11 protein-coding genes and 2 tRNA genes are annotated in these 9,735 nt (G+C 62.3%); 3 read left to right on the top strand and 10 right to left on the bottom strand.

All coding sequences use genetic code 11. The features are described from left to right. Window positions 1–35: 35 nt before the first annotated feature. The 4 genes from JWP26_RS00675 to JWP26_RS00660 all read right to left on the bottom strand — a co-directional run bounded on the left by JWP26_RS00675 (window position 36) and on the right by JWP26_RS00660 (window position 2,585). The gene (locus JWP26_RS00675) at window positions 36–494 is read right to left on the bottom strand and encodes an SRPBCC domain-containing protein (protein WP_299721938.1); all 459 of its coding nucleotides are present in this window, start codon (window positions 492–494) and stop codon (window positions 36–38) included. A gap of 116 nt (window positions 495–610) precedes the next feature. After that, a tRNA-Asn gene (locus JWP26_RS00670) sits at window positions 611–685 on the bottom strand. Between the two features lie 98 nt (window positions 686–783). Further along, window positions 784–1,401, bottom strand: coding sequence for a molybdenum cofactor guanylyltransferase (locus JWP26_RS00665; RefSeq protein WP_299721935.1), 618 nt, complete (start codon window positions 1,399–1,401; stop codon window positions 784–786). Beyond that, the gene (locus JWP26_RS00660) at window positions 1,398–2,585 is read right to left on the bottom strand and encodes a benzoate/H(+) symporter BenE family transporter (protein WP_299721932.1); all 1,188 of its coding nucleotides are present in this window, start codon (window positions 2,583–2,585) and stop codon (window positions 1,398–1,400) included. Before JWP26_RS00660 ends, JWP26_RS00665 begins: the two co-directional genes overlap by 4 nt. 184 nt (window positions 2,586–2,769) lie before the next feature. On the opposite strand from JWP26_RS00660, the gene JWP26_RS00655 reads away from it, so the two are divergent. After that, window positions 2,770–2,967: a DUF2934 domain-containing protein gene (locus JWP26_RS00655; protein WP_299721929.1), complete on the top strand. Its 198-nt coding sequence runs from the start codon at window positions 2,770–2,772 to the stop codon at window positions 2,965–2,967. 63 nt (window positions 2,968–3,030) lie between these two features. Here the strand turns inward: JWP26_RS00655 and JWP26_RS00650 are convergent, their stop codons facing one another. Then, window positions 3,031–3,858 carry a metallophosphoesterase gene (locus tag JWP26_RS00650; RefSeq protein ID WP_299721926.1) on the bottom strand — a complete coding sequence of 276 codons (828 nt, stop codon included), beginning with the start codon at window positions 3,856–3,858 and terminating at the stop codon, window positions 3,031–3,033. Next, on the bottom strand, window positions 3,855–4,799 hold the full coding sequence (locus tag JWP26_RS00645; protein ID WP_299721923.1) for a diacylglycerol kinase family protein: 945 nt from the start codon (window positions 4,797–4,799) through the stop codon (window positions 3,855–3,857). The genes JWP26_RS00650 and JWP26_RS00645 overlap by 4 nt, the downstream gene beginning before the upstream one ends. Before the next feature lie 178 nt (window positions 4,800–4,977). On the opposite strand from JWP26_RS00645, the gene JWP26_RS00640 reads away from it, so the two are divergent. Then, a complete protein-coding gene (locus JWP26_RS00640; RefSeq protein WP_299721920.1) occupies window positions 4,978–5,943 on the top strand; it encodes a Tim44 domain-containing protein in 966 nt (321 codons plus the stop codon). A gap of 47 nt (window positions 5,944–5,990) precedes the next feature. On the opposite strand, the gene JWP26_RS00635 is transcribed toward JWP26_RS00640, so the two are convergent. Further along, window positions 5,991–7,679 carry an ABC transporter ATP-binding protein gene (locus tag JWP26_RS00635; RefSeq protein ID WP_299721943.1) on the bottom strand — a complete coding sequence of 563 codons (1,689 nt, stop codon included), beginning with the start codon at window positions 7,677–7,679 and terminating at the stop codon, window positions 5,991–5,993. A gap of 353 nt (window positions 7,680–8,032) precedes the next feature. Here JWP26_RS00635 and JWP26_RS00630 point away from each other — a divergent pair, with 353 nt between their 5' ends. Beyond that, window positions 8,033–8,260 carry a hypothetical protein gene (locus tag JWP26_RS00630; RefSeq protein WP_299721917.1) on the top strand — a complete coding sequence of 76 codons (228 nt, stop codon included), beginning with the start codon at window positions 8,033–8,035 and terminating at the stop codon, window positions 8,258–8,260. 60 nt (window positions 8,261–8,320) lie between these two features. Here the strand turns inward: JWP26_RS00630 and JWP26_RS00625 are convergent, their stop codons facing one another. From JWP26_RS00625 to JWP26_RS00615, 3 genes are all read right to left on the bottom strand, one after another. Continuing rightward, entirely contained in the window at window positions 8,321–8,929 is a 609-nt protein-coding gene (locus tag JWP26_RS00625) for a BRCT domain-containing protein (RefSeq protein WP_299721914.1), read from the bottom strand. Between the two features lie 56 nt (window positions 8,930–8,985). Beyond that, window positions 8,986–9,282, bottom strand: a complete 297-nt coding sequence (locus JWP26_RS00620) for a hypothetical protein (RefSeq protein ID WP_299721911.1) — start codon at window positions 9,280–9,282, stop codon at window positions 8,986–8,988. 248 nt (window positions 9,283–9,530) lie between these two features. Continuing rightward, window positions 9,531–9,604: transfer RNA gene (locus JWP26_RS00615), tRNA-Cys, on the bottom strand. Window positions 9,605–9,735: the final 131 nt, after the last annotated feature.

Genomic DNA, 9,735 nt, shown 5'->3' with positions numbered 1-9,735 from the left:
TTTGGGGACCGATACGCTGCCGCCCGTCCGATGGATCACTCCATCAGTTCGGCGAGCTGCTCCAGGGCGGCGTTCCAGGCTTCGATCGAGAAAATGCGTGATTCTGGATCGGCATGGGCCAAACCGCGCTCGATGATGGTGACGCTGGTGCGTCCGTTGGCGACTTCCTTGAACAGGATATCGAGCACGAAGATAAGCTCTTCGCCGGTCTCTTCGTCCTTATGCACCCAGCTCATCACCAGACGCTGGTTTTCCACGAAGGTCAGGAACTCGCCGGAAACGATGTGCTCGCCGGGGTCCTCGTCATCGCCCTCGGTGACGAACTTGTACTCGCCGCCCTCGAACGGATCGACCTCGGCATAATCGGCCTGCCACTGCTCAATCAGCGCCGGATCGGTCCAGGCGGCAAACACGTCTTCGATATCGGCGTCGATGGTCCGCGTCAGCGTGATCTGGCTTTCGCCATCGGTGTCTACACCATTGCCATTGCTCATGCCGGCTCTACCTTCAGAAAATGCGGGCCTGTCGCTCTCGGGCGGCAGGATGGCCAAAGCCAGGATTGCGGGGAGGGGGATGGTGTGGCGAGCCTTGCTCCAACCAGAAGGACGAATGGCTCCGCGGGTAGGATTCGAACCTACGACCAATCGGTTAACAGCCGATTGCTCTACCACTGAGCTACCGCGGATCACATTCGTGCGCCGTCTTGCGACAGCGAGGTCCATGTAGCGAACTTGATTTGCTTTGCCAAGCCCTGATTGCAGGCGGGGCTGTGGGAATTGTCCTTTATGCGTCCGGCAGGGTGCGCGCACGCCGCCCAAGCCGCACCAGATCGGCCAGGGTGTTGAGGTTTTCGAATGGGTTGAACGCCGACAGCGCCTGCCAATCCTGCGCCAGGGCGTCGATTTCCCCAAGCAGGGCCTTGAGGCTTTTGGGCGCTGTTCCGGCGCGAACGCGAGCGGGCAGGGTGGCGATGGCCGATAGCCGCCAAAGCGCGTGAGGCGGGTAAAATTCGTCGCCCCACTTCGCATAGACGGCGGCATGCGATTCGAGTGCTGCGGTCAGGACCGCGACGAAGTCGGTAGGAAGGAACGGGGTGTCGACGGCGCTGGAGACGATTAGCCCGTCGGTAATGCCGTGCTCCTCCAGCCAGTCCACCGCGGCCGCGAGGCCTGCCAGTGGACCGCCCAGAGTGTTGTTGAGATCGGGCACGCCGATGGTATTCGCGGGCAGCGCCAGCGATCCATGCCCTGTCGCGACGAGTAGAGGGGGCGCTATTGTGCCCAAGGCCGAAGCCACGCGGTCGATCAGCCGGCGCCCAGCAATTTTGAGTTCGGCCTTGCGCACACCACCCAGGCGTTGCCCCTCGCCACCGGCGATGATGACCGCATGGGGCGGGGTCATTTGCCCATGGCCTCGATGGGTTTTTTGACCCCGTAGCGCAGGATGAGCATCAGGGCGATACCGCCCACCAAACCCCAGAACGGCGCACCGACGCCCAGAATCAGAATGCCGGATGCCGTGGTGACAAAGGTCAGGATCGCCGGCAGCCGGGCTTCCTCCTGCACCAGGGCGCCGGTCAGCGCTGCGGCGAGGCTCGAGAGCAGCGCCAGGCCCGCCACCGCCTGGATCAGGATGGGCGGCGCTGCGGCGATGAAGGCGGCGGCTAGATTAGCGCCGGGCGCCAGCAGCAGGTAGATCACGCCCGCCGAAATCGGCGCGGGCCAGCGCTTGGTGCGATCGGGATGGGCCTCGGGGCCGGCGCAGATGGCCGCGGTAATCGCCGCCAGGTTGATGCTGTGGCCACCGAATAGCGCGGTAACGGCGCTGCCGATGCCGGTCATGATGAACAGCGGCGCGGGCTTGAGCACGAAGCCGTTGGCCTGCATCACCGCCAGGCCCGGCAGGTTCTGCGACGCCATGGTGACGATGAACATGGGCAACCCGATCCGCACGATGGCATCGAGCGTGAACACCGGCATGACCGGCATTATGCTGGGCCAACTGCCATCCAGCGCGCCGGGCGCCAGATGCGTCGAGAAGGCCAGAGCGATCCCCGTCACCGCCACGGCGATCGGCACGGCATAGCGCCGCGCGAAACGCAGGCCGATGGCCCAGGCGATCAAGACCGGTAGCGCCAGCATCGGCACCTCGCCCACCGCCTTGATGGGGGCCAGGCACAGGGTCAGCAACATGCCGGCCAGCATGGCATTGGCGATGGGCGCGGGGATGGCCGCGACCAGCCGTGCGAACGGCTTGATCAGCCCGGCCAGTACGATCAGCGCCGCCGCGAACAGGAATGCGCCCGCCACCGCTGGGTAGCCGCCGGCAGGCTCACCCACTGTCAGAAGGAAGGCCGCGCCGGGGGTGGTCCAGGCAAAACTCACCGGCACCCTGGTGCGCCAGCTCACCACGATATTGAGCAGGCCGATGGCGATGCACACCGAAAACAGCCCGGAGCCTGCCTGGTGGGGCGAAGCGCCCGCCGCGGTCAGCGCCGCCAATACCAGCGTGAAGGTGCTGGCATAGCCCACCACCGCCGCCAGTGCGCCCGCCATGATGGGCTGGGCAAAGTCCTTGCGGGCCATGGGCTGGCCTCTTGTTATGTGTTCGCTCACGTCTCGCGCCTCATTTTGGGTCGAGGCAACCTATGCAAACGCCTGCAATCGGTGAAGCGGAAATGCTCGCCGGCAGGCTCTTTGTCATGCGCCGAACGGCAACCGCTGTGCCGGATCTGCGTTCCTTCCCCACAACACTCACCCGGAGGTCAAAATGGCTGACGTTACCGACGAGAAAATTCGCGAACTCGCTTACCAGCTTTGGGAACGCGACGGCTCCCCGCAGGGCAAGGATGACGAGTACTGGCATGCAGCCAAAGAACTGCTCGCCGACGAAGGCGAGGTGAACCCCAGCGATGACGAATCCATCGTGCCTCCGCTGGTGCCTCTTCCGGGCGCGGGCCTCCGGTAATTTGGACCTGATGGACCGGCGCCCTTGAGGCGCCGGTCAAGCTTTGAGACGGTCGAGAAAAGCTCAGACCGGCTCCGACGCCTTCTCCCGCGTCACCCACTTGCCGTTGAGCCATTCGCGCACAGTGATTGAAATCCGGTCCGGAACGATCTCGATGATGTTGTAGGCATTGGCCTCGCCGCGCAGGCGCGTCGAGATGGTCGAAGAGGCCTGTGCGATCAGGATCGGCGCGACCGCGGACTTCCGCAAACCGGTGGGTTCGCCCTCCTTGGTCGTTCCCTTGGCCTCGTGCTTGCGCACGTAGGACAGGTGGAAATGGCCCGATAGCACCAACCGCACGCCCAAGCCCGCAAAGGTCTCCAGCGCTTCGTCGGCGCGCTTTACCCGCTTGGTTTTCTGCACCATCGGCTCGGTGGGAAACAGCAGCGGGTGATGGGCGACGATCACCCTTATGGCATCAGGTGATGCTTGCGCAAACCGTTGTTCGAGATGCTCGAGCTGGTCGCGCGAAATCGTGCCGTGGCCCCAGTTCCATTCAAGGCGAGCGCGCCTTGCGGTCCGCATGCCGACAAACACGACCCCATCCATTTCCAGCATGGGCTCGAGGTCCTTGGCGATGTATTTCCGGTACAGTCCATAGGGGTTGAGGAACCGGCGCAGAATATTGACGGCGGGCACGTCGTGGTTGCCCGGCACTGCAAACACCGGCGCCTCAAGCGTATCGAGGAACGCTCGCGCCTGGATGAATTCTTCCTTGGTGCCCACCTGGGTGAAATCGCCGCTGGCCACGATGAGGTCGGGCTTTTGCCCGGCGATATCGGCCGCAAGACCCGCTGCCGCCTCGGGATCGTGGTGGCCGAAATGCAGGTCAGATACATGAATGAGCTTCATGGCGTAGCACCGGTCAGCTCTGGCGCTGCCGGCGTGCCGACTTCCACCGGCGTCAACACTGACAGCGCCAATGGCCTGATGCGGAAGTCCAGCGGGGTATGCATCGTCTCGACCTCGCCGTCGAACATAACCTTGAGCAGCGCTTTATGACTGCGAATGGTTGCCTTCGTGATGCTTTCCACTCGAAGCGCCTCGTCGTCGCGCCAACGGCCCAGCAGCATACCGCCGGTCAGGCGCACGAGATCGGCGAAGGTGAAGTGCTTGAGCACATAGAGCGTCAAGGTCCCCCGGTCTAGGTTTTCGCGGTGGAAGAATTGGCCAAAGCCTTCGTTATAGGCATTGCTGGCCACGGCGATCGCCTGCACTCGCTCAGCTTTAGCGTCACTCATGTCAGTGTCGATCACCACTGCAAGGCGGCGAGTTCGGGCGATACGCCGCAAGAAATACCGCAATAGGCCCAACTTGGCCGCCATCGTCTGGTTGCTGCGAATACGCTCGCGCCCAGCCGCTACGGCCGGGATCAAACCGATCACGACCTTATGCAGGAATACCCGGCCATTGACCTCGCCGACATCGATGCTTTGCGGTGTTGCGGTCACAAGGCTCTTTACCGCCATTGCGAGATCGAGCGGCACCTTGAGATCCTTGGCCAAGGCATTGACGGTGCCGAGGGGCAGGATAGCGAGGCTCTTGGGACTATCGACCAAAGCGGCGGCGAGTGCCGTAATCGTGCCATCGCCACCGGCAGCCACGACGATGTCGGCTCCGCTCGAAACGGCGCGCGCCACGCGGTCGGCCATGGGTTGGCTGGCATCCGCATCGATTTCCGCCTGCAGACTGTTCGCCTCAAACATTGCCTGCAACCCGGCCTTGGTAACGCCGGTTGCGTTGGCCGTGCCCGCGTTCGCGTTCAGCACGACATGGTAGCGGTGCTCGCCCATGACTTATTCCTGGTTGTCTTGTCACGGACAACGGCGCGGATGGCGGTTTGGTTCAGCGGGGATGTCGGCCGAATAAATTGTGTATGTGCGATGGCATTGTGGCCGGTCGCCACTAAAAATGTGGGGCATCTCTTCCTATGTTCTGTCCCGTCTAATTATTGAACAAGGAACGATGCACATGTTCGCCTCCAGGGGCTTTCGACTGGCCAGCCTGTTTGCAATGCTGGTGATGGCTCTCTCGATGGTATCGGTCGACCAGGCCGAAGCCCGGCGTGGCGGCAGCTTCGGCAGCCGCGGCACGCGCACCTTCCAGACCGCGCCCGCAACGCCCACTTCGCCCAACGTCACCGCGCCCGTACAGCGCAGCATGACGCCCGGCCAGACCAACGCGGCGCCGCGTCCTGGTGCGCAGACGGCGCAGCCGCGCTCGATGTTCGGCGGCTTCGGTGGCTCATTGCTGAGCGGCATCATGCTCGGTGGCCTGTTCGGCCTTTTCCTCGGACACGGTTTTGGCGGCATGGCCGGGCTTTTCGGCCTGCTGGTGCAAGGCGTGCTGATCTTCTTTGTCATTCGCTTCGTGATGGGGATGCTGTCGCGCAACTCGCGGCAGCCTGCCGCCGCCGGCGCGGGGATGAACTACTCGAGTGGTTCTGGTGGCGGTTCGGGCCCTTCGCCGCTTGGCGGGCTTGGCGGCCAGCGCGGCAGTGGGCCTGCGCGGGCACCGCGTGGCAATCCCGATGAACTTGGCGTCAAGCCAGGCGATCTCGACCGCTTCGAGGACATGCTGCGCGAGGTCCAGTTTGCCTTCGGGCGCGAGGATTATTCGGCGCTGCGTCAACTGACGACGCCGGAGATGATGTCGTATCTCTCCGAGGAACTGGGCGAGAATGCTTCGCGCGGCCTCAAGAACGACGTGTCCGAGGTCAAGTTGCTCAAGGGCGACGTGGCCGAGAGCTGGCGCGAAGGCAACCAGGATTACGCGACCGCGGCGATGCACTATACGTCCATCGACGTTACCCGCGATCGCGAGAGCGGACGCGTCGTGGAGGGTGATGCTGAAGTCGCCACCGAAACCACGGAACTGTGGACCTTCGTGCGGACCCGCGGCAGCGAGTGGAAACTGTCGGCCATCCAGCAGGCCTAGCGATCATCGTCGGCGGCTCCGGAGCTCGGAGCCGCCGATTGCTTATGTCAGATGCTCGCCTGCACCGCGTGTAGAGCGGCATACAGGCTGCCGGCCGCCATCAGCACATCATGTGTGCCTTGCTCGGCGATGCCGTCCTCAGTCAGCATTAGAATGCGATCCGCGTTGCGCACCGTCGACAGGCGATGCGCGATGACGATGGTGGTGCGCCCACTGGTGAGCTGGAGCAAAGCCTGCTGCACGGCACGTTCGCTCTCGTTGTCCAGGGCGCTGGTGGCTTCATCGAAGATCAGGATCGCCGGGTCCTTGAGGAAGGCGCGGGCGATGGTCAGCCGTTGTTTTTGCCCGCCCGACAATTTCACCCCGCGCTGCCCGATATCGGTGTCGTAGCCGCGGGGCAGGGCGGCGATGAAGTCATGCGCGTTGGCCGCCATGGCTGCTGCCACGATCTCGTCGTCGCTGGCATTGGGACGCCCATAGCGCAGATTATCCGCCACCGTGCCGCTGAACAGATAAACGTCCTGCTGTACCACGCCGACATTGCGCCGCAGCGAGGCCAGGCTGACATCGCGCACATCTACGCCGTCGATCTGGATTGAGCCGCCCGTGACTTCGTAAAAGCGCGGGATCAGCGCGCAGAGCGTGCTCTTGCCGACGCCCGAAGGGCCGACGAGAGCGACAAATTCCCCCGGCTCGATCTCCAGCGAGAGATTGCTGAGAACGTGCGCGCCGTCCTCATTGTAGCGGAAGCTGACGTCGCGGAAGCTGACGGCGCCGCTTGCGCGAGAAAGATCGACTGCGCCAGGGCGATCCTCGATATCCGGCGCCACGTCGAGCAGTTCCATCGCACGGACGAAGCCGGTATAACCCTCCTGCCAGAGGCGCACGAAATTGGCGAGACGCTCCACCGGATCGACCAGTACGGCAACGCAGAGCAGGAAGGTCAGCATGTCCGCCACGCTGAGGTCTGCCGTCAGCACCCGAATGGCGCCGACGACGATCACCAGGACAGTCACCAGTTGGGCGAAGGTCGCCGTCCCGACGGAGAACCACGCCTCGCTGCGATAGCCGTCCTTGCGGCTTTCGAGAAACAGCCCATTGGCTTGGTCGAACCGGCTGGCCTCAAGCCGCTCATTGGCGAACGATTGGACCACTCTGATGCCCGCCAGCGAATCCTCGACCCGTTCATTGACCGCCGCGATCCGCTCCTTGCTGGCCTGGAGAGCAATATTCATGCGCCGGTTGAAATGCAGCGCGTAGAGCACCGCGAACGGTGTCAGCGCCGCGATGAGCCCGGTCAGCACCGGATCGATGAACGACAGGATCAGCAGCGCCCCGAAGAACTTGAGCGCCGCAATGGCGAGGTCCTCCGGGCCGTGATGATAAAGCTCGCCCAACCACAGGGAATCATTGGTGATACGGCTCATCAATTGCCCGACGCGCTGGTTGTCGTAGAAGGCGAAGGACAGCTTCTGGCAGTGCTCGAATAGTTGCCTGCGGACCTCGCTCTCGATCTTGGCGCCCATGACGTGGCCCTGGTAATCGACGAAGAACACCGCCAGCACCTGCAGCGCCAGCATGGTGAGCATCACCCCGCCCATCAGGTAAATCTGCCCGATGGCCTCGGGCACCTGCGGCAATTGCAGCAAGCTCTTGGTGACGTAATTGGCGCAAAGCGGCAGTGCCAGCGCCGTCGCGGCAACCAGCAAGGCGCAGGCCAGATCGGCCGCGAGCAGCGGCAGGTGTGGCCTATAATAGGAGAGAAATTTGCGCGCATGCGCGAACCGCGCGGCGGAGTCTCGCCGTTCGGAAGCTGCGTCTTGCGCCGACTCGTCGGCGGGTGAGGAAAGTTTGTCTAGGAAGCGGCTAGGGCCTGCATTTGCGCGCGACCTCGCCCAAGGGAACTGGAATTGCATAAAGCGTCATGTCCTGTTGATGAACGGCTCCTTTCTGATTGGACACGAAGGTTTTCATCTTGCTCTCCCGGTGCGGATACTGCCGCCATTATGCCAAAGTGATCGGAACATCACAACCCAGCGGTTGCAGCGCCGCTCAATTGCATTAAATTGTCTTGGCGGAGGTGGCTTGGATGACGGACCGAGTTCAGATCAAAGGCGCGACGAAGGGCTACAAACGCGGCACCGTCTTCGAGATCGAGGGCAATGGCTTTTGGGAGCAGACAAGTGGTCTCTACGTCTACCTCGCGCAGTTCAGGCCGGTGGGCGAACTTGACGTAAACGGATCGAGCGGAAGCCTGAAGCTCGGGGGAATGGCTGACTGGGTAGAGGTCAAGAAGGTGCCGAGGCCGGCGGACTAAGTTGGCCTCGATCGACGTGCTGATCCCGACTCCCTGGAAGGGGGATAGGGACGGTAGTCGTCAGAGGTGCGCGGCCCAGTGCATTTCTGGAACAATTGCTATGCGATGACCCTTTTGCTGCATGCCCTTGGCCTTGATGATCTTTAGCCCGTAGGGCGAATGCAGCCAGGACTCGGTCGCATAATGGCCCACTACCAGCACGTCTGTATTCTTGGTCAGCGAGCCGGCCTCCGCGCCGCGCTGGGCGACGGCTGTTTCACACACATCGCGCGTGCCGTGGTTGAAGGTGCCAGTGAAGCAATAACGCCTGCCGTCAAACATTAGGGTCGGCAGCGGATCTGCAAATGGGATCGCCGTGGATAACATCGGCTCTCCCATTTCCATCGCAGGGGAGCCGAAATCTTGCAGGATACCGAGTAGTTCAGCGCGTTCCTCATCAGTAAAAACGCCGTCACTTAGCAACGTCTGGATTTGTCGATAAAGCCCATCGACGATTGGGTCTTGAGTAATCTCACGGTTGGCCACTAACCAACGGACCAAATAGTCCAGTTCTGAATTAGCCAGAGTGCCGTCGGCAGCAATTCCCTTTGCCAAGCCGACCAGTTCGTCGATCTGCCGCACTTTGAGGCGCGGCCCATTCAATCTGTTGAACTTGGCATCATTCGACATCGCGGCCCCCGGTGTGTAGCTGATCGATCATCAGAGCAATGAGGAAGGTAGCGCCTTTATAGCCGGGGCTCTTGGCGGACGATCTGCCCGGATAGTGAGCCGGCGCTTGTTCGAGGAGCGCTTTGCCCTTCGGCTATCGTGCGCAAGTGGCGCTCGACCAAGGCGAAGAATGCCAATGATCCACAAACTACGGCGGCTGCGACCAGGCCCACGCCGCCGCCAACGATCAGTCCAAGTGGTTTCGCCATGAAGAACAGTGGCGCATTCCACCCTGCCAATGCGCAAACCCCGATGAGCAGCACGGCAATAAAGGCGTTCAAAAACGCCAGAGTGTCGAAAATCAATCGGTTCATGTGATGTCCCCTATGTAACGGTGCCCGAGATTTCTCGGCAACCCCAGAGGGTAACCTGCAAAAGCAAAGCGTCCGCCCCTGTGGTAGGGTGGCTGCGCGGCCCGCCACTCCGCGTGCCGTGGATTCGCCGAGGGACACGAGAAATCGTCGGAAAAGCGTAGAGTGCTTTGGTACAGAATAGCACGCGATCGGCGACACAGCGACCAGTCGGGCGGTATTCAAATAGCTGAACTTGTTGTGAAGTTGTCTGGAGGCCTCGTCCGGAATTGAACCGGAGTACGCGGATTTGCAATCCGCTGCGTCACCACTCCGCCACGAGGCCTCTAGGGCGGGCTATGTACGGCGCTCAAGGGGTTTATGCAAGATGTCGGAATGCCAATCGGCGATTTTCTGATGAGCGATGATCTGCCGGCGCTCGGCCCGCATCCGTGCACGGCGGCCGGGCCATCCGCA

The sequence above is a fragment of the Devosia sp. genome, from assembly GCF_028290435.1.
Classification (GTDB): domain Bacteria; phylum Pseudomonadota; class Alphaproteobacteria; order Rhizobiales; family Devosiaceae; genus Devosia.
The sequence above is the reverse complement of the archived record's forward strand: the minus strand, read 5'-3'. Positions and strand labels throughout refer to the sequence as shown.

Excerpts from the sequence above, each read along its gene's own strand:
- JWP26_RS00620 (WP_299721911.1), bottom strand. The coding sequence starts at position 9,282 with ATGAACCGATTGATTTTCGACACTCTGGCGTTTTTGAACGCCTTTATT.
- JWP26_RS00630 (WP_299721917.1), top strand. The coding sequence starts at position 8,033 with ATGACGGACCGAGTTCAGATCAAAGGCGCGACGAAGGGCTACAAACGC.
- JWP26_RS00650 (WP_299721926.1), bottom strand. The coding sequence starts at position 3,858 with ATGAAGCTCATTCATGTATCTGACCTGCATTTCGGCCACCACGATCCC.
- JWP26_RS00675 (WP_299721938.1), bottom strand. The coding sequence starts at position 494 with ATGAGCAATGGCAATGGTGTAGACACCGATGGCGAAAGCCAGATCACG.
- JWP26_RS00660 (WP_299721932.1), bottom strand. The coding sequence starts at position 2,585 with ATGGCCCGCAAGGACTTTGCCCAGCCCATCATGGCGGGCGCACTGGCG.
- JWP26_RS00655 (WP_299721929.1), top strand. The coding sequence starts at position 2,770 with ATGGCTGACGTTACCGACGAGAAAATTCGCGAACTCGCTTACCAGCTT.
- JWP26_RS00665 (WP_299721935.1), bottom strand. The coding sequence starts at position 1,401 with ATGACCCCGCCCCATGCGGTCATCATCGCCGGTGGCGAGGGGCAACGC.
- JWP26_RS00625 (WP_299721914.1), bottom strand. The coding sequence starts at position 8,929 with ATGTCGAATGATGCCAAGTTCAACAGATTGAATGGGCCGCGCCTCAAA.
- JWP26_RS00640 (WP_299721920.1), top strand. The coding sequence starts at position 4,978 with ATGTTCGCCTCCAGGGGCTTTCGACTGGCCAGCCTGTTTGCAATGCTG.
- JWP26_RS00645 (WP_299721923.1), bottom strand. The coding sequence starts at position 4,799 with ATGGGCGAGCACCGCTACCATGTCGTGCTGAACGCGAACGCGGGCACG.